Below are 18,078 nucleotides of genomic sequence, written 5' to 3' on the forward strand. Positions count from 1 at the left end.
TCTGCACACCCGCCACCAACTTCCCGCACCAGCGGTACCCCTGCACCCGTGGGGGCCATCCGACCATGCCCTCCTGCCACAGAACGATGTGAACCCATGACCCGAAAAATAGTCGACGTCGACGTCCTGGTGACCAGCCCCAGCCGCAACTTCGTCACCCTCAAGATCACGACCGACGACGGTATTGTCGGCTGGGGCGACGCTACGCTGAACGGCCGGGAACTGTCCGTAGCCAGCTACCTGCGTGACCACCTTGCCCCGGCACTCCTGGGCCGGGACGCGGACCGGATCGAAGACACCTGGAACTACTTCTACCGCGGCGCCTACTGGCGGCGCGGGCCGGTGACCATGGCTGCGATCGGCGCCATTGACCTCGCCCTGTGGGACATCAAGGGCAAGGCCCTGGGTGTTCCGGTCTACCAGCTGCTCGGCGGCGCGGCCCGGGACAGGATCCTGACATACACTCACGCCACCGGCTGGGACCTTCCCGAACTGCTGGATTCCGTGGACCAACGCCGCGACCAGGGATTCCGGGCCGTCCGCGCCCAATCAGGGGTCCCGGGCCTGGACAAGGTCTACGGCGTCACCAAGGGTGCGGCCAGCTACGAACCGGCAGGCCGCGGCGCCGGGCCAGTGGAGGAAGACTGGGACACCTCGGCCTACCTGCGCCACGCCCCGAAGATCCTCTCCGCGGTGCGTGAGCACGTGGGGCCCGAACTGAAGCTCCTGCACGACGTCCATCACCGGCTCAACCCCACCGAGGCCGCCCGCTTGGCGCGATCCCTGGAAGACGTGGACTTGTTCTGGCTCGAGGATGTGACCCCGGCCGAAAACCAGAGGCTTCTGCGCACCCTGCGCCAGCACACCACCGTCCCGCTGGCCATCGGCGAAGTCTTCAACACCATCTGGGACTGCGAGCAGCTCATCACCGAACGGCTCATCGACTTCATCCGGACCGCCGTCGTGCACGCCGGAGGCATCTCCCACGTCCGCAAGATCCTGGCCCTGGCCGAGGTCTACCAGATCAAGGGTGCGCCGCACGGCCCCTCGGACGTCTCACCGATCAACCTCTCAGCCTCGCTTCATCTGGGCCTCGCCACATCGAACTTCGCCATCCAGGAATACATGGGCTACGACCCGCTCGTGTCCGAAGTGTTCCAGTCCAGCTTCAGCTTCGACGACGGATACCTCCACCCCGGCCAGGAACCGGGCCTCGGAGTCCACGTGGACGAAGAAGCCGCGGCACGCTTCCCTTACAAGCAGGCCTACCTGCCCATCGCCCGGGAGCTCGACGGTTCCATGAAGGACTGGTAAACCATGACTTCATCGCTCCCACCGCTTTCCGCCAAGACACCGGGCATCCTGCGCCGCGCGGAAGCCCCTTCCCCGGGCATCGTGCACCTGGGACTGGGCAATTTCCACCGCGCCCATCAGGCCGTCTACACCGACGCGGCGGTCGAGGCCCAAGGAGGCGACTGGGGCATTATCGGTGTTTCCAGCCGTTCATCGCAGGTCACCGACGCTATGCACGCACAGGACATGCTTTACACCGTGGTGGAAATCTCCCCTGAAGGATCCAAGTTCTCGATACCCCGCGTCCACACCGACGCGTTCACCGCAGCCGCGAACCCGGAGCGCGTTCCAGCTGTCATAGCCGACGCCGCCACACGCATCGTTTCGCTGACGGTGACCGAACACGGCTACAACTACTCACCGGCGACCGGTTCCTTGAACGCCCTGGACCCGGCAATCCAGCACGACCTCGCCCACGCCGCCGCACCCCGCACTCCGATCGGACAGATCGTCCGCGGGCTCCAGCAGCGTGCCCGCACACACGGCGAAGCCGTGACGATCCTCAGCTGCGACAACCTCGCCGACAACGGCCACCACACCCAGCGGCTCGTCCGTGAGTTCGCCGCCCTGCTTCCCGGAACGGAAGCGGCCGAGACCTTGGAGTGGATCGCTAAAAACACCAGCTTCCCATCCTCCATGGTTGACAGGATTGTTCCGGCCACCACGGACCACTACCGCGAGCTCGTTTCACAGCACAGGGGCTACACGGATGCCATCCCCGTCCCGGCAGAGCCGTTCACCATGTGGATCGTGGAGGACAACTTCATCGCCGGCCGTCCGGCCTGGGAAGCCGGCGGCGCTGTCTTCTCCAACGAAGTCGCCGGCTACGAGCAGCTGAAGGTCCGCCTGCTCAACGGGACGCATTCGCTCATTGCCTACCTCGGCGCCCTGTCCGGAGCCGCCACCATCCCCGACTCCGTGACCCAACCCAGCATCGAACAAGCCGCGCGCTCGGTCCTTCGGAATGAATATCTGCCCAGCGTGTCCGTTCCAGCGGGCGTGGACGTGGAGGCCTACGAAGAACAGCTATTCTCCCGTTGGCGGAACACCGCGCTGGGACACCGCACCAGCCAAGTGGGTTCCGACGGATCCGTCAAGCTACGCCAACGCATACCCCTTCCGGCACTGCGAATACTCGACAACGGCCGGATGCCGCATCTGCTTGCACTGACCGCTGCCGCCTACCTCACCTGCATCGCACCGCTGCGCGGCTACGACCCCGGAGTCCACGCGAAAGCCATGGAGGATCCGGCCCGGGGACTCCTCTCAGGACTCGCTTCACGCTCCGGCTCCGGCCAAGAGCTTGCGCAAAAGGTCCTGGCCGACCACCACCTCCTCGGTGATGAACTAGCCCATCGTACGGACTTCATCGAACGTACAGGGGAACTCATCGATACCCTGCACACCCGCGGCCCGCTGGCTGCCATAAGCGAGGCGACCGGCCTCGCCGCCAGCCACGCCCAGAGCAAGCATCCCTGATCCCATGGAGGAAACCATGCCCCAAGCCAGTCCCGCCGCGGATATCGCCCGCCACGTGCCATCCGCCGTCCTCCTGGAGACGCGGGTGATAGCGGTTCTGCGCGCCGCACATGCCCGCGACTACGCCCCCGTCATCGAAGCCTTGTTGGCCGGTGGGGTGCGGAGCATCGAATTGACCCTGAGTACACCCGGGGTCCTCGAACAGCTGCCTCAGCTTACTAGACGCTTCGGCGATGCCGCTGAAGTCGGCGTCGGAACCGTAACCGACGTCGGCCAGGTGGATAGGCTCGTCGACGCCGGAGCCTCCTACATCGTCACGCCCCATACGGACCCCGCCATCATCCAAGCAGGCATTAGCCGCGGAGTCCCGGTCTACCCCGGAGGACTGACACCCACGGAGCTTCTGGCCGGATGGCGCGCGGGCGCAACAGCAGTAAAGGTCTTCCCGGCATCAACAGTTGGTCCCGGCTACCTTGCCCAACTCCGAGGACCATTCCCGGACATGGCGTACATCCCCTCCGGAGGCATCGGCATTGACGATGCGGCAGCATGGATCCGCGCAGGCGCCCTGGCCGTGAGCCTCGGCGGACCGCTCATCGGCGACGCCTTCAAAGGCGGCGACCTTCAGGACCTGCGACGGCGGGCAGCCACGGTCCGCACGAACGTGGACGAAGCACGGAACTCGCTGTGAAAGCCATCGGGCAACCCTACGCGCTGACCATCGGCGAGACGATGGCACTCATGAGCTCCTCCGTTACCGGCCCATTGGCGCACGCCGCCTCGCTGTCCCTGGGCATTGGCGGTTCCGAATCCAACGTGGCGATCGGTCTTCAACGGCTGGGCGCCCAAGCGGTGTGGTGCAGCAGACTGGGAGACGACTCCCTAGGGCAACTGGTCGAACGCGAGATCCGCGCCGAAGGCGTCGACGTTCGAGTCAGGATTGATCCCCACGCTCCCACCGGGCTCATGATTAAGGAACGGCGCACCGCTACCGCACAACGGGTCACCTACTACCGGGCAGGCAGCGCCGCGTCACATATGTCCCCGGACGACATCGACGACGAGCTTATTGCGAACGCTGCCGTGGTACACCTCAGCGGCATTACCCCAGCGCTGTCGGCACAAGCTGCGGACACCGTCCGCAAGCTCGTCGCAGACGCCAACGCCGCCGGCGTCCCTATATCCTTCGATCTGAACTACCGCGCCAATCTCTGGTCGATCAACGACGCCGCGTCGTTCTACCGTGAAATTCTTCCGAAAGTCGACATCGTCTTTGCCGGCGAAGACGAGGCCGCGATCGCTATCGGTCCCGCAACGGACCCCGCAGAGCTGGCAAGCCGGCTGACTGCGCTGGGACCCCGCGAAACGGTCATCAAGCTGGGATCAGAGGGCGCCCTGGCCATCATCGACGGCGAGCTGTTCCAACACGAAGCCATTCCCGTGGACGTCGTTGACACCGTCGGGGCGGGGGATGCTTTCGTCGCCGGCTACCTTGCTGAACGGCTTCAGGGATGCTCGCCGCAGGAGCGACTCCTGACCGCGGTCACCACCGGGGCCTTCGCCTGCCTTGTCCCTGGAGACTGGGAAGGCCTTCCCCGCCGTGCCGACTTTGGATTGTTACAGGCGAAGGAACCAGTTGCGCGCTGAGAAACACGTCAGGCAGTAGTGCCGGCGGGCAGGAAATGGATGCCGACGACCATGAGGATGCCTTCCCATGGCCGGAAGGACGCCGAAGGGGCGGCAATATGCCGCCCCTTCGGCGTTCCTGTGTTGCGGGTGTAGGGCGACTGGCCTTCGCCGTATCCCGACGAACTCAGATTGCCACTGATGGCCGAACGAATGGAACGGTATGCTGCCCGGCAGGGAGCCGGGCGGGGCCGCCGTCGTGCTCGAGATCAAGGATCACGGGCACGGGCGAATCAATGCGGATTTGTCCGCATTCGATCTCCACCGTGATGGGTCCATAGGGTGTTGGTGATACCCCCCGCACCCTGTTCAGGGAACCGATCCTGGGGGCGATGCGCGCGGCTTCGAAGCCGGGCGTGGCGGGGGTTACGCCGAGAACATATTGGATCAGGTCCCGGGTCGGTGTCGCACTCCAGCCGTGAACGGGCGTTCCCCAACCCCAGCACTCGCCGAAGGTGTCATACCCGTCGTGGAGGAACTTCGTCCAGGAACGCATGACGGTCAGCAGCAGCTCTTCGCGTCCGGCCAGGGCTATGGCGTCATGCACAACGTAGCTGAAGAAGGGTTCGGCGCGTACCACCTGTTCGTTGGGATCCCAGTCGACCCGCTGGATGCCGCGTGCCTGCTCCTGCATTTTCTCGATGTCGTAGCCGCCGTCAGCTCCGCCGATCCAGGACCGGACAACAAGCCGCTGTTCGTCGGTGATGGCGTCGACGATGCGGTTCCATCGATCCCGAGGGGCGAGGCCGGAGACAATCGCTGCGGCGCCTGCGGCCTGGGAGGCGGCAGGCTGAACAACGCCGTCAAGGATGTGGTCGACGTAGGTTCCCCGTTCCTCCGCCCAAAACGCCTCGAAGCCGGCTCGAGCGTTCTCCCAAAGCCCGTGGGCCCAGTCCGCCGATGCAGTATTGCCCAGCAACCTGCACATCTCCTCGTATTCCCGCAGGCCCCGCGCCCACAGCGCCGTGAGAATGCTGCTGCGACCTGTACTGAAGACGCTGGACCAGTCGACCAGATTCCATTCGGCCACATCACTGAGAGTGCCGCACTCATCAATGTAATCCGCGTACCAGCGCAGGATCCGCTCCGCCGTGGGGAGAGCGCCAAGGATGAAGTCGGTCTCTGCCGTGTACCGGAACATGTTGTGCACGCCGTGGAGCCAGTGCAAAGACCAATCGGGGATGGTGAAGGCTCCGCTGGACTCGATCTCGCCCACCACGCTCATCGGGAGAATTCCGTCAGGGCGGGGTGAGTTGCCCAGCGTGACGTAGTTGCGGGCAAGGCGCCAATCGCTGTTGGTGGTCAGGTGAACCATTTGATGGACCACGCCGTCGCCGACCCAAGACCGCTGTTCACGGGTAGGACAGTCAGTGAACGCATCGAACGAATTAAGTTGCACCGTGCGTCTGCCTGCGTGGTAAAGGGCGTCAATCTCGGGATCATCGGACGCGAAGTCGGCGACGCCTTCCCACACATAGGTGCTCTCGCGGACCGTGACAGCATTGATCCGGATCTGGGCCTCCTGCTCCGAGCGGACAATGATGTGGACATAGCGCAGTCCGTGCAGCTCCAGGGCCTCGTACGTGTCATCGTGTCCGCGGGCAATATACCGCATGCCCCCGCCGGGGGCCGTGGCGACCTCGTCGACGCCCGGATCGTGCGGGAGCTCGCGGTAGTGAAGGTCGATAACTGTACCATGTGGTGCCGTGATGTCGATTTGAAGATATCCGGCGACGACCCGACCGAAGTCCAGGACAACGTGCTGCCACACGAACTGGTTCAGTGCGGCCGTGTGCGGCAGGGAAGCCGGCTGGGCGGCGTGAGTGCCGCCGGCCAGTGCATGGAGAACGACGGCGGTCGGCCGGTCCATATGCGTGCCTGTCAGGCCCGGAACGGTCTGCGCTGATATAGAGGCCGGGGCGATGACTTGGCCACCGAGAGCTCCGATCGGGCGTGGAAGCAGGGGTCCGTAGGGGTCGGTGGGCGGCTGGGATCGTGCGAAGCCACCAATGTGCTCGGTGTGGAAGATTTTTGCGTGTGGCCAGGCGGTGTCATCAAAGCCCGACAGCTGCCACCCCTGAGGAATGAGGGCGGCGTCCACGCAGTCCACAGGTACACCGTCCAGGTGGTTGCGGGGGAACACTGTCCACGCATTTGGCCGGAGCGCCCGCCAGCGCTCATCGGAGACATGGACGTCGTCTCCGATCTGGGCTTCGAAGACAAAGACAGCGTCAGTGCCCAACGAGCCTGTCGCGGCGGCCGGCTGCCAGAAGGCATTTGCGTCACCGTAGTAGGTCACGATCGCGCTGATGACGTTTGTTCCCTCGCGAAGGTAAGGGGCCAGATCGTAGGTGTCGTAGCGCATACGGCGCGGCTGGGAGCGCACAGGACCGCGGCCCACCTCCACTCCGTTGACGAAAAGAACATAGCGGGAGTCGGCGGCAAGACGCGCCGGCGCACTTTCCGGCAGGGAGTCGACGGTGATGGTTGACCGGAGCAGGGTACGCGAGAACGCGAGCGGCGCCGTCGTCGTACCGAGGGCGTTGGCGCCCTCGGTAGCCTGAGGACGTGCCACCCCGATCCAGTGACCCTGCCAGGCCCCATGAACCGAGGATTTTAGGGCAGCGGAGCCGGCGGGGAAGTCTAGGGTAATGCTCATGCGTTGTTCTCCTGACCGATGGCAGCGGGGACGAGGCCCTCGGCTTGGGAGGCGCTGTTCTCGTTCTCCGACGTGGATGCTTTGGGCAGCCGTGGTATCCAGAAGATCCCGATCAGCCCGGACACGACCGAGCTTGCAATGAGGATGCCGAAGAGTGCGGTGACGTTGGTGGACGCAATGATCGGGGTGAAGAGGGCGAATGCCGCCGCCACATAACGTGTGAAAGCAATTGTGGCGCCCTGCGCCGTCGAACGGACAAGTGTCGGGAACAGTTCCTGCGTCCAGACCTTGTAAATGGTTTCACCAGCCAAGCCGATCCCGAAGCCACTTACAATGCCCATGGTGGCCAGGGTCGCCACAGAGACGCCCAGAACGAGCGGAACGGCGAAACCGATGGTCGAGAAGGCGACACCTGCTGTGAACCAGACCTGACGGGAGGGTCGGTCAACAATACGCATAAAGACCAGGCCACTGACCAGACCGATGGGAATGCCAAGCAGGCCGATCGCCGATGCCGTGGGTACGTCACTGCCGGCTACGTTCACATACAGGTAGGTCGAGAACTGCCCGATGGTATTTGCGCCGAGATTCCAGACCGCGTAAAACAGGCCTGTGGCGAGGAGCGGCGCCAGCAGCGGCGGTGCAAGAAGCCGGCGAAGGGAGCCGAGGTCTACGCGTTCGGAAGCCGGCGCCTGGACCGCCGCAGTACGTGCCGCAGTCCACTCCGTGGATTCCTTCATCCTGCTGCGAAGGACCAGGACAACCAGGGAAACGATCAGCAACTGCGCATACAGCAACCGGGCGCCAAATTCCCCATAGGCGCCGACAATGATGCTCAGGACAACGACGACTCCGATGCCGACCATCCACAGGACGCCGGAGAGGGCGACCATACGTCCTTTGGCGCCCTGTGGGGCTTCCTCTGCAGCCAGGGCAAGTGACACGGGAAGGTCCGCCCCAATGGCGAGGCCGACAATAACGACGCCAACATAGAGCATGGGGGCGGAGACAGCGAACGTCAGGACCGCGATACCAGCCGCGAACAGGAGGAGCGTCGACGTGAACACGCGCCGCCGTCCAAACCTGTCGCCAAGCCTGCCGCCGAACAGGGCGCCGGTCGCGAAACACAAGGTGAGCAGTGCCGACAGGGCACCGAAGTCCCACTCATTCAGGCCCAATGCCGGGGCGTACAGAACAAGCGCGGTAGAGGTCGTAACGATTGCCCCGGCGTCCAGATAGGAGGCCATGCCGGCAAGAAGTGCGGTCCGCCACGGACGGAGCCCGGGCTTTGAAACAGGGTGTGACATGAAGTGCCCTCCTCGTTGAAAGCGGGAAATGAATCGTTTCATAATTCCCTTGAGTGCTATCATAGAGGAAAACGCGCCGACTACCAACTAGTTAGTAGGTAGAACGCCAGATGGTTGTATCAGGCCGCTTACGAGCACTTTGCAGAAGGCCCTAAGCGCGCCGCGGGCATCGAACCCGTCGGGGGAGACGAGCCATTGATTTTCGATGCCCTCGATCACTCCGAGTAGTGCGCTCGCCAGCGCGGCGGGGTCAACGGGGGAGGCAAGCTCACCCACCTCGTGGGAATTCTCGATTGCCTTGCTGAGACTCTGACGCAGCAAGGTGTGCCTGCGGACTACCCACGGGCGGGCGGGATGATCGGCCGATGCGGCTTCTGCAGTCAGGACATGCGCCAGTTGGACAAGCTCCCGGTCCTCAAGAATTGCTGCGAACAAATCATCGAGCCCACTGAGCACTTCTCCCAATGTCCAATGCCCAGTGTCCGGGAGCAGTAGCTGCAGCCCTTGGTCCCGCTCCTCAAGCAGGGCCAGCAGGACAGCCTGTTTGCTGGGATAGTGATGCAAAACGCCGGGACGCGTCATCTTCGCCCCTCCCGCGATATCGGTCAGTGATCCGCCATTGAATCCCCGCGCTGCAAACACCGACGATGCAGAGGAGAGAATCCGGCTCTGGGGAGACCTCGCCGGCGGGTCATTCGTAGTGCCCATCAGCTAAGTCTAGAAGGGCCCGACTGTGCGGCACGACCTACGGCAGGTTTTGGCCTTATTCGCCGGGTAGCTGAGCAGCAGTGACGCCTTAGCTGTCCCTACCGGAGCGTCTCGGGGTTCCTCGCGAACTGAGGGCCGTGATCAGGCTTAGCAGGGTCAACAAAACCCCAATCGACGCAATGCATAGGCCGAGGGAGTCGATGCCTCCGTCGCCCTTTCCGAGGCTTAGGCAGAGGGAAACGGCAACGGTGGCCAGGGTCGCACCGATGTACTGGGATGTCCGGTAGAGCCCGCTGGCCCCCCGGCCGAGTCCTCTGGGGCGCTGGCCTGGAGGATGTACTGGTTTCCCAGATTGTTGAACCCTGTGGGAACGCCCAGAGCGGCCCACAGCAACAGCATCAGCCAGTACGGCGTTTCGGTGTCCAGCAATAAAGTAATGGCCAAGCCGGCAACTACCAGCGATATCGTGCCGATCAGAAATAGCGCCTGGGTGTCACGCGGCGGCCCGAAAACGGACGCCGACGATTGGCATGGGTGGCGCACCCTGGCGGCTCTTCGAGTCAGGAATCGTTTTCTCGTCTAATATGGGCAGTGTTAGCGCTCAAACGAAGCAATGCCTGAGAGCAGCCCGTACGACAGCACTCCACAGGAGAATGATGCCCACCCTGCCGAAGCCTGGAATGTACCGGAACCCAATTCTGAACACCGACTGGCCGGACCTTGATGCCGTCCGGGTTGGTGACGATTACTACATGGTGGCCTCCAGCATTAACCGAGTACCGGGGCTTCCGATTTTGCACTCCCGCGATCTTGTTAGCTGGTCCATTGTGGGCCACGCCGCCCTCAAAATTGAACCGGCCGGGCACTATTCCTTGCCACGCCACGGCGCTGGCGTCTGGGCGCCGGCCATCAGGCATCACCAGGGTACGTTCTATCTCTTCGCTCCGGACCCGGACTACGGTATTTCGGTAATTACAGCGAAGGATTCGGCAGGCCCGTGGTCGGCCCCGCACCTACTCCTCTCAGGGCTGGGTGTTATTGATCCTTGCCCCTTGTGGGATGACGACGGCCGAGCCTGGATGGTCTTCGGGTGGGCCAAGAGCAGGAGCGGCATTTCCAACCGTCTCAGTGTCGTAGAGATCAGTCCCGACGCCGGCCAGTTGCTGGGGTCTCCGGTGACAGTAATCGACGGCGACGCCGTGCCGGGCTGCTCCACCTTGGAAGGGCCAAAGTTTTACAAACGCGACGGTTGGTACTGGATATTTGCACCGGCCGGTGGCGTCACGAAGGGGTGGCAGATGGTGTTCCGTTCAAGGTCAGTTCATGGCCCCTATGAGGGTCGAACCGTTCTGCAAACGGGCTCCACTTCCGTCAATGGTCCGCATCAGGGTGCGTGGGTGGACACGCCGGGTGGCCAGGACTGGTTTTTGCATTTTCAGGACAGGGGGGTTTTTGGGCGGGTGACGCACCTGCAGCCGCTGCGCTGGGACACGGACGGATGGCCCGTCATCGGAGTTGACGGCGAACCCGTTAGCGAGCACTCACTTCCTCTGCCGGACGTGATCCCCAACCATGATGGCACCCCACGGAATGAAGACTGGTCCGGCACGGTTCCCGGGCTGCAGTGGCACTGGCAGGCAAACCCGCAGGAAAATTGGCTGGCGCTTGAGGGATCGGGACACGCCCGGGTACGGGCTGTGTCTAACGATCTCGGGTCTCTGCGTGGAGTGCCACAGGTCCTGGGGCAGCAACTTCCGGGCACGCCCTGTACCTTCAGCACCACGTTGCGCCTTGTCGATGTTGCAAAGGGGAACGCGGTTCAGCAAGGACGTGCCGGAGTCGTTGTCCTCGGCCGGACCTATGCGTGGCTGGGACTCGTGTGGGGGCCCAATGCGCAGATTGTGCTCCGCGGAGGAACCTTCAGTGGCGAGGGCGACGAATCCGTGGCAGATCTCGCAAACCTTGACCCTGCCGACGAGATCTCCCTCCGGATCCGAACTGATATCAGGGGCGTCTGCCAGCTTGAATACCGGCTGGACGGAGGCGATTGGATCGGGGGAGTGTCAGATTTTCACGCGTCCGCCGGCCAGTGGATCTCTGCCGAGTTGGGACTTTTTGCCTGCTCGGCTCCTGGTGCTGAGGGGAACGCCTATGGGCTGTTCGGTCCGGTAGTTGTTGATTCGGACGCTTGATGTTTGAGAGCAGCGACGGCGTGGCTGACGGCGGATAGACGGCGACTGGACAGGAGCCCGAAGTGGTAGATGCAGAGCTCGTCGAAACCCCGGTCCCGGAGCTGTCGCCAGTCGGCTTCCAAGGCAGCGGCGTTGTGGGGAGGCAGGGCGCTGACGTAGGCGCCCAGCGCCCCGGCGTGTGCAGCCGATGCCAGAGTCGAGATCTCTTCGGGGGGCATTTGGAGCGCCGCGTGCCCAGGGAGGATAAAGGTAGCTGCGGACACGGCGCCCGTGAGGCCCCGGCCGGGCCGTGTCATGGCCATGGACGCGAATGGACCCACGGCCCAAGGATCGGGCTGTGCGTGGAACCCCAGCCGCTGAATTCCCGCCTCCCGGGCCGATGCAAGTACCCGGGCCGCCAGCTCAGCGGTGGTCCCCTCTCTGAAGTAGCGGAGTACGTCCGCATCTGTCCCCAGTGCCTTGTCGACTGACTCAGTCCCGCCGCCAACAGATGCACGGACGACGGCTGCCAGTGCGCCGTCGTCGAGCCCCGCCTCCAGCATCCCAGCGGAACAACCTGCGCAGAAGCACAGGGAGAGCAGGGCCTCATCGGTGGCTGTCCACTCCGCCCCCACCGTTTTGTCGTGGTGACCCAAATGGCTTACGCCAAGAGGGCCGCAGGCTTCCACCATGAGTCCTGTGGCTCCGCTGGACCCGGCAAGTTCCGCCACCTCGGTGACGAGGGTGGCGGCGTACTCAATCACTTCACTGTTTCCAGGACAGAGCGCATAGGTATAGACGTCGCCGAAGGCGTTGCGCACACAAAGGTCTGGGTTGGCCTCGCCAAGAACCGTTGAGTGGAGTAGCACAACCCAGGCATCGACCCTCAAGCCCGCCGCCAGAGCTGTCCGGGCGGCCTGGCCGAATGGATCCGCGGCCACATGCATCCCGCCGGATTCCCAGTTCCGGGCAGCTTGCGGTACCAGCCTGCGTGTGGACCACGCGGGTGGCCGGACGGGAACGTAGAAAGCCGCCGTCTTCGCATCAACGAGCCGGTGCGCAGGGTGAAGCGGCGTGGCGGCGCGTACGGAGTGGTAGGCCGCCGCAATGGCCACCCGATCGGCACCTGTTTTAGCCAGGCGCTGGCCGGCGGCCGGGTCGCCGATCAAGTCCCACGGATAGGCGCAGATGCTTACCTCTGTCACTCGGTTTGCCTTTCCGGGGCATCTGTCGCCCGGGTTTTGTATTCCAAGGACCGGACGACACGAATCAGGGCTGGGTTGATGTTGCTTCGGTTCCAGATGGCGTGCAGCTCAACAGGCTCCGGGTCGCTGGATGCGAAGGGCAGAAATTCCACCCCTTGAAGGCCGAGGAGCATCGCGGACTGGGGAACGAAGGCAAGGCCGCGTTTGGCTGCCACGAGAGAAACCATGGTGACTGTCTGGCCGACAGTGTGGCTGATGTTCCTGTTAATGGTTGGCAGCATCCTCGCCACGATGTCGTAGAAGTAGCGTGATTTCGCGAACGAGTACATGATCAGCGGTTCGCCCGCGATGTCTTTGGCCGCGACGTCCCGCGTCAGACCCGTTAGCGGATGGCCCGTGGGAACAGCCACCATCATCGCTTCACGGTAGAGCAGGCGCGAATCAAAGATTTCGGGTTCATATAGTGGCCGCGCGATCCCTAAGTCCAGTTCGCCCGTCCGGAGCCCGTCAAGCTGTTCGATGGAGAGTAATTCCTGCAGGTCGATGTCCACGTCGGGCAAGGCCGCGGATATTTGCTCAAGCATCGGACCGAGGATACTGAATCCGCTGGTTGCGGTGAAGCCGATTCTGAGCAGCCCGGAACTGCCGGCGGCGATCTGCTTAGCCGTCACGGGAACGCGGTCGGCTAAGGTCACAAGGCGGCGCGCTTCGCCCAGGACCATGGTGCCTGCCGCCGTAAGTTCGACCTTACGGCTGCCCCGGTTGAGGAGTTCTGCACCCACCGTCTTTTCCAGTTTCTGGATCTGCCGGCTCAGGGAAGGCTGCGTAATATGGAGGCGCTCTGCAGCCCTGCCGAAGTGCAGTTCCTCAGCGACCGCGATGAAGCTGTCCAGCTGATCGAAGGTGAACAATTTGCCTTCCAAAGTATCGCCCGTGGAACGGTGCCCTGGGCAGCGTCACGGGGTAGCGGAGTGTGACCAGTGAACCGAATTCTTAATGTCGGCCATGGACGCGTCAGGGATCCTGAACCCGTCGCTGCTTTACGGAGGACAGCGGACTCTGGGCCGATTTAACCGCCAGAACGGGACGGTCAGCTTGAAGCAAAATCCGGAGGGAGTGGTTGCTCAGGATGAAATTCCCGACGTCAATTCGTTGCCGCATCCCGACGACAATCAGCGAGGCGTCAATTTCGCGGGCGAGATGGAGAAATTCGGTAACCAGGTCCCGCCGAGGATCGGGCTGGAGCACTGATGCCGACACGCCGGCGTCGGATGCGAGCCGGCTGGCCTGTTCGAGGACTTCCTCCCTCCGGTCATTATCCGTCGAGGCGCCATCACGGCTAAAGTAGACGATCATCAGGTCCTCGGCCCGGCTGCTGGCTTCCTCGATGGCGGCGGTCAGGGATGCTTCCCCGGCGGGAGTGAAGTTGTGATCGATGCAGACCGCTACCGTCATGTTTCTCCTTGTTGTGGTGGGATCAGGATAGTTCTTAAGACTCGCCGGATTGGCTATTCAGAGTTCGGCCCAGAGGGTTGGTACAGAAGGGACCGCCCAGCCAGTCTGTATCCGCTTCCGCTATGGAATCGGCACCGTACCGCTCCAGCAGTTCAGGCAGGAACAGTTCGGAATCGTCGACGGGTTTGTATCCCATTTCCTCCAGCGGAATGGTTGACAGCACTCCGCGCGTGTTCGCGGATACTCCCCAAGCAGTCCGGAACGTGGTGCCCGGCGAGTTCAGCCAGGCGAGGACGAGGCCGGTCATGTCCCGCGGGGATAGCCATATGGCCAGGGAACGCGGAGCAGTGGGCCGGGGGAAGCAGGAACCGATGCGCAGCGCGAGTACATCCATGCCGAAACGGTGATGGTAAAGCGCACCCAAGGCCTCGATGGTGGCTTTTGCCACTCCGTAGTAACTGTCGGGCCTCGGTTGCGCGTCGCCGGGGAGTACTGCGGTTTTGTCGTAGAAGCCGGCCACGTGGTGACTTGATGCAAGCAGAACCTTCCGGACACCGGCCGCGGCACACTCCCGCAGCAGGAACTCGGTACTGGCGATGGTTTCGGCCACGGTCGCCTCCCATGTGTCTTCGTTGGGGATTGCGGCCAGATGGACAACAGCATCCCCTCCGAGCAGCGCGGCCCGGAGGGGCCCTGACTCATCCAGCGGGCCAACGTATTGCGTTGCGCCTGCAGGAGGGTCCGGATGCGGTACAAGGTCCAGGAGCCGGACGGCGTATCCCTGCGCGGCCAGGTCCTTGCTCAACGGCCCGCCCATCCTTCCGGAGGATCCCGTGAGGAGCACAGTGGACACTCCGATGGTGCTCATAGCGGGTGTTTCCGGACTTGCATGGGCCCGCGGACTGGCTCCCGTCCTTACCACCGCGGGGCGACATATTCATAGTCCGGGTCGATGGTCTTCATGTAGCCGGTGTCATTGCGGGTCCTTATTGTGGAGGCAAGGTAGGTTTCGTGCATCCTCGCCATGGCCGGGGCGTCGAGTTCTACGCCGAGGCCCGGACGGTCCGGTACGGTAATTGCCCCGTGATGGAAATTTAGGTGCGAAGTTTCGACAACGTCTTCCGACGGATCTTTCCACGGCCAGTGCGTGTCCAGCGCGTAGGACAGGTTCTCCACCGCGGCCCCCAAATGCACCATGCCCGCGAGACTAATACCCAGGTGACTGTTCGAGTGCATGGATACTCCGATGCCGAAGACCTGACACAGCGATGCCAGGCGCAGTGAGGGCAGGAACCCGCCCCAGTAGTGCTGGTCTATGAGGATTACCTGGACGGAGTTTCGACGGACGGCTTCGGGGAGATGGCCGTTCTCCACGACGCACATGTTGGTGGCCAGAGGGGTGGCACTTCGACGCGCCACTTCTGACATGCCTGTCAGACCCATGGTGGGGTCCTCGTAGTATTCGAGGGTGCTGCCCAGCCGGTCGCCGATGCGGACCGACGTTTCAACCGACCATGCACCGTTGGGGTCGATTCTCAGCGGAAGATCGGGAAAGGCAACCCGCAGAGCCTCGACTGCAGCGGCTTCCTGCTCGGGATCGAAGACGCCGCCTTTGAGTTTGAGGGATTTGAAGCCGAACTCGCCAACCATCTTCCGGGCCTGCCGCACTATCCCGGCAGGGTCCACGGCTTCGCCCCAGGAGTCGGGCTTGGCTTCGGGGTGGGCGGCCCATTTGTAAAAGAGGTAGCCGCTGAAATCGACCGTGTCGCGGTGTTTACCGCCCAGAATGGCCCAGACGGGCTCGCGGTTGATCTGGCCCTGCAGGTCGTAGAGTGCTGAATCGAACGGTGCCACGACGCTTCCGATGACCTTCCCCGAGGTAACAGGCCCGAAGCTGCTCAGGTTCGCGCCATGTCCTCTGGCGAGCGTAGATCTGACGACTCCCCAGAGCCGGCCGACGTCGAATGGCGAGGCGCCGATGACGGCCACGGCGGCTTGGGACAGCAATTGAAGATGTCCGGCGTCGCCGTAGGTCTCACCGAGCCCGACCAAACCCGACGCGGTGTGGACTTCCAAGATCGCACGGAGCGCCAACGGCTCATGGACTCCCACGGAATTCAGGAGGGGCGGGTCAGAGAAAGCCACGGGCGTGATCTGAATGTGTACTATTTCGTGCGAACGCATTCGGTCAGAGTCCAATCGTGGTTTTGGTGTGGGGGCTGAGTGAAGGAGAATCGCAGTTTGTGGTTCCGGTTTGTCCTCTCACCTGAGACTAGGCCAACGGTTGATGCCTGTCTAAGGCCGGTATTGAATGAACTGATGTCCGAAGGGACATCGATGCCGGCGCGAAGTTGGGACTGATCCGTTGGGCGTAGGCAGCATCATTCCGGTGCTCCCGGCCCAGTGTGAGATAGACCTTGTGCAGGCGGACGACGACGGCCTGATCGAGTTCCACGCCGAGGCCTGGCCCCTCCGGGATAGCCACCCGGCCCCGGTTGAAGCGGAGGACGCCGGGCTGAACGATGTCGTCATTGGCACCCCAGGGGTAGTGCGTGTCGCAGGCGTGCGAGATCCTGGTTGCCGCGGCCGCGTGGGTCATGGCTGCCAGGCTGATGCCCAGGTGGGAGTTCGAGTGCATGGACATCCCGAGACCGACGGCCCTGCAAACCGCATCGAGGGCGACGGTGCCGCGAATCCCGTCCCAGTAGTGGTGGTCCGCCAGGACGATGGAAACAGACTTTTGCTCAAGGGCAGGCCGGAGATGCTCGGTTGCCGTCACGCACATGTTGGTTGCCAATGGAATCGATGTTCTGGCGGCCACTTCGCTCATCTGTTGCAGGCCAAGGACAGGGTCTTCCAGATAGTCCAGAACGCCGGTTAGCCGGGTGGACGCCGCCACGGCAGCCTCCACAGACCACGCGCCATTCGGATCCAGCCTCAGCGGATGATCCGGAAACGCCCGGCGCAGTGCCAAGATGGCGGCAACTTCCGCGTCCGGTTCCAACACGCCGCCTTTGAGCTTGATCGACTGAAACCCGTACTGGTCGATCATTTTTGTGGCCTGTGCAACGATCCCGTCCGGATCGAGGGCCGCCCCCCAAACGTCCTTGATCGCGGCCCTGCCGGCAGCGCCCGGATGTTCCTCAAGCTTGTAAAAAAGGTACGCCGAGTACGGAACGGATTCCTGCAGCCGGCCGCCCAGGAGGTCAACGACGGGGACTCCCAGCAGTTTCCCCTGGACATCCAGGCATGCCACTTCGATGGCGGAGTAGACACGACGGCGGTCAAAGTCCGACGCCGGAGTCGGTGCAGGGCCGCGGGAGTCGCCGCTGTCGGACCTATCCGCCCAACGGCGCCAAGGGGCGGATTCACAGGTGTCCACGGCACCGTGTCCGCCGAGGAGCTCGTCCACGAGCCGCCGAATGTGGTTTGTGTCGAAAACGCTGACGCCCTCCAGGTTTGTTGCGAGGAGCTCGAGCCAGTCGAGCTGCCATGAGTGGCCCGCGCACTCACTCAACCCCACGACGGTCCCGCCGCGGCCATCTTCGACTGTCAGTTCGAGGACGGCCCGCAACACGTGCGGTTCATGAATGCCTCCTGCGTTCAACAGAGGGGGATCCGAGAAAGCGATGGGCGTGATGCGAAGGTTGGAGATGCGCCGGAAGTTCATAAAACCGTTCTTTGTAGGAAATCGCGAGGGCTTTGCCGAGCGCCGAGCTGTCGATTGTGGGTTTATTCGTTGTTTGTAGGATCTATTTGATGCCGGTGGTGGCGATGCCCTTGATGAGGAACCGCTGGCCGAAGAGGAAGACCAGGAATACCGGGAGCAGGGAGACGATGGACATGGCGAACAGGGATCCCCAGCTGGTGGCTGATTGGGAGTCCACGAACGCGCGCAGGGCCACGGGAACGGTGAACATGTCCGGGTCCGTGAGGTAGATCAGGGCGCCGAAGAAGTCGTTCCAGGTCCAGATGAAGGTGAAGATGGTGGTGGTGGCCAGGGCCGGGACCATCAGGGGCAGGATCACTCGGAGGAAGATCCGGGGGTGGCCGGC

15 protein-coding genes are annotated in these 18,078 nt (G+C 63.2%); 5 read left to right on the forward strand and 10 right to left on the reverse strand.

The window, feature by feature from the left end; all coding sequences use genetic code 11:
- The first annotated feature begins 96 nt into the window (after window positions 1–96).
- From manD to ACP7AX_RS06460, 4 genes are read left to right on the forward strand one after another with little or no spacing between them, the layout of a single operon-like run.
- The gene (manD, locus tag ACP7AX_RS06445; RefSeq protein WP_426225813.1) at window positions 97–1,314 is read left to right on the forward strand and encodes a D-mannonate dehydratase ManD; all 1,218 of its coding nucleotides are present in this window, start codon (window positions 97–99) and stop codon (window positions 1,312–1,314) included.
- 3 nt (window positions 1,315–1,317) lie between these two features.
- Window positions 1,318–2,832, forward strand: coding sequence for a mannitol dehydrogenase family protein (locus ACP7AX_RS06450; protein ID WP_426225814.1), 1,515 nt, complete (start codon window positions 1,318–1,320; stop codon window positions 2,830–2,832).
- Window positions 2,833–2,848: 16 nt separating this feature from the next.
- Entirely contained in the window at window positions 2,849–3,523 is a 675-nt protein-coding gene (locus ACP7AX_RS06455; protein ID WP_426225815.1) for a bifunctional 4-hydroxy-2-oxoglutarate aldolase/2-dehydro-3-deoxy-phosphogluconate aldolase, read from the forward strand.
- Window positions 3,520–4,479: a sugar kinase gene (locus ACP7AX_RS06460; RefSeq protein WP_426225816.1), complete on the forward strand. Its 960-nt coding sequence runs from the start codon at window positions 3,520–3,522 to the stop codon at window positions 4,477–4,479. The genes ACP7AX_RS06455 and ACP7AX_RS06460 overlap by 4 nt, the downstream gene beginning before the upstream one ends.
- A gap of 166 nt (window positions 4,480–4,645) precedes the next feature.
- On the opposite strand, the gene ACP7AX_RS06465 is transcribed toward ACP7AX_RS06460, so the two are convergent.
- The 3 genes from ACP7AX_RS06465 to ACP7AX_RS06475 all read right to left on the reverse strand — a co-directional run bounded on the left by ACP7AX_RS06465 (window position 4,646) and on the right by ACP7AX_RS06475 (window position 9,192).
- Entirely contained in the window at window positions 4,646–7,177 is a 2,532-nt protein-coding gene (locus ACP7AX_RS06465) for a family 78 glycoside hydrolase catalytic domain (protein WP_426225817.1), read from the reverse strand.
- Window positions 7,174–8,484 (reverse strand): MFS transporter, encoded by a 1,311-nt coding sequence (locus ACP7AX_RS06470; RefSeq protein WP_426225818.1) that lies wholly within the window; start codon window positions 8,482–8,484, stop codon window positions 7,174–7,176. The genes ACP7AX_RS06465 and ACP7AX_RS06470 overlap by 4 nt, the downstream gene beginning before the upstream one ends.
- A gap of 87 nt (window positions 8,485–8,571) precedes the next feature.
- Window positions 8,572–9,192: a TetR/AcrR family transcriptional regulator gene (locus ACP7AX_RS06475; protein WP_426225819.1), complete on the reverse strand. Its 621-nt coding sequence runs from the start codon at window positions 9,190–9,192 to the stop codon at window positions 8,572–8,574.
- Between the two features lie 656 nt (window positions 9,193–9,848).
- Here ACP7AX_RS06475 and ACP7AX_RS06480 point away from each other — a divergent pair.
- Window positions 9,849–11,384 (forward strand): family 43 glycosylhydrolase, encoded by a 1,536-nt coding sequence (locus ACP7AX_RS06480; RefSeq protein ID WP_426225820.1) that lies wholly within the window; start codon window positions 9,849–9,851, stop codon window positions 11,382–11,384.
- Here ACP7AX_RS06480 and ACP7AX_RS06485 read toward each other — a convergent pair.
- The 7 genes from ACP7AX_RS06485 to ACP7AX_RS06515 all read right to left on the reverse strand — a co-directional run.
- Complete coding sequence (locus tag ACP7AX_RS06485) at window positions 11,342–12,568, reverse strand: hypothetical protein (RefSeq protein ID WP_426225821.1); 1,227 nt, start codon at window positions 12,566–12,568, stop codon at window positions 11,342–11,344. The genes ACP7AX_RS06480 and ACP7AX_RS06485 overlap by 43 nt on opposite strands.
- Entirely contained in the window at window positions 12,565–13,479 is a 915-nt protein-coding gene (locus ACP7AX_RS06490; RefSeq protein WP_426225822.1) for a LysR family transcriptional regulator, read from the reverse strand. The genes ACP7AX_RS06485 and ACP7AX_RS06490 overlap by 4 nt, the downstream gene beginning before the upstream one ends.
- A gap of 103 nt (window positions 13,480–13,582) precedes the next feature.
- On the reverse strand, window positions 13,583–14,023 hold the full coding sequence (locus tag ACP7AX_RS06495) for a universal stress protein (protein ID WP_426225823.1): 441 nt from the start codon (window positions 14,021–14,023) through the stop codon (window positions 13,583–13,585).
- Window positions 14,024–14,057: 34 nt separating this feature from the next.
- Entirely contained in the window at window positions 14,058–14,891 is an 834-nt protein-coding gene (locus ACP7AX_RS06500; protein WP_426225824.1) for an NAD-dependent epimerase/dehydratase family protein, read from the reverse strand.
- Window positions 14,892–14,938: 47 nt separating this feature from the next.
- Window positions 14,939–16,168 (reverse strand): enolase C-terminal domain-like protein, encoded by a 1,230-nt coding sequence (locus ACP7AX_RS06505; protein ID WP_426225825.1) that lies wholly within the window; start codon window positions 16,166–16,168, stop codon window positions 14,939–14,941.
- Between the two features lie 127 nt (window positions 16,169–16,295).
- Complete coding sequence (locus ACP7AX_RS06510) at window positions 16,296–17,693, reverse strand: enolase C-terminal domain-like protein (protein ID WP_426225826.1); 1,398 nt, start codon at window positions 17,691–17,693, stop codon at window positions 16,296–16,298.
- A gap of 82 nt (window positions 17,694–17,775) precedes the next feature.
- On the reverse strand, window positions 17,776–18,078 hold a 303-nt coding region (locus ACP7AX_RS06515; RefSeq protein WP_426225827.1), incomplete at its 5' end, for an ABC transporter permease subunit.

Source organism: Pseudarthrobacter sp. DSP2-3-2b1, from assembly GCF_049895945.1.
Classification (GTDB): domain Bacteria; phylum Actinomycetota; class Actinomycetes; order Actinomycetales; family Micrococcaceae; genus Arthrobacter.

What these genes read in the sequence shown, in the direction of transcription:
- ACP7AX_RS06495 (WP_426225823.1), bottom strand. Translation starts at nt 14,023, where the DNA reads ATGACGGTAGCGGTCTGCATCGATCACAACTTCACTCCCGCCGGGGAA.
- ACP7AX_RS06480 (WP_426225820.1), top strand. Translation starts at nt 9,849, where the DNA reads ATGCCCACCCTGCCGAAGCCTGGAATGTACCGGAACCCAATTCTGAAC.
- ACP7AX_RS06500 (WP_426225824.1), bottom strand. Translation starts at nt 14,891, where the DNA reads ATGAGCACCATCGGAGTGTCCACTGTGCTCCTCACGGGATCCTCCGGA.
- manD (WP_426225813.1), top strand. Translation starts at nt 97, where the DNA reads ATGACCCGAAAAATAGTCGACGTCGACGTCCTGGTGACCAGCCCCAGC.
- ACP7AX_RS06455 (WP_426225815.1), top strand. Translation starts at nt 2,849, where the DNA reads ATGCCCCAAGCCAGTCCCGCCGCGGATATCGCCCGCCACGTGCCATCC.
- ACP7AX_RS06510 (WP_426225826.1), bottom strand. Translation starts at nt 17,693, where the DNA reads ATGAACTTCCGGCGCATCTCCAACCTTCGCATCACGCCCATCGCTTTC.
- ACP7AX_RS06475 (WP_426225819.1), bottom strand. Translation starts at nt 9,192, where the DNA reads ATGGGCACTACGAATGACCCGCCGGCGAGGTCTCCCCAGAGCCGGATT.
- ACP7AX_RS06470 (WP_426225818.1), bottom strand. Translation starts at nt 8,484, where the DNA reads ATGTCACACCCTGTTTCAAAGCCCGGGCTCCGTCCGTGGCGGACCGCA.
- ACP7AX_RS06450 (WP_426225814.1), top strand. Translation starts at nt 1,318, where the DNA reads ATGACTTCATCGCTCCCACCGCTTTCCGCCAAGACACCGGGCATCCTG.
- ACP7AX_RS06465 (WP_426225817.1), bottom strand. Translation starts at nt 7,177, where the DNA reads ATGAGCATTACCCTAGACTTCCCCGCCGGCTCCGCTGCCCTAAAATCC.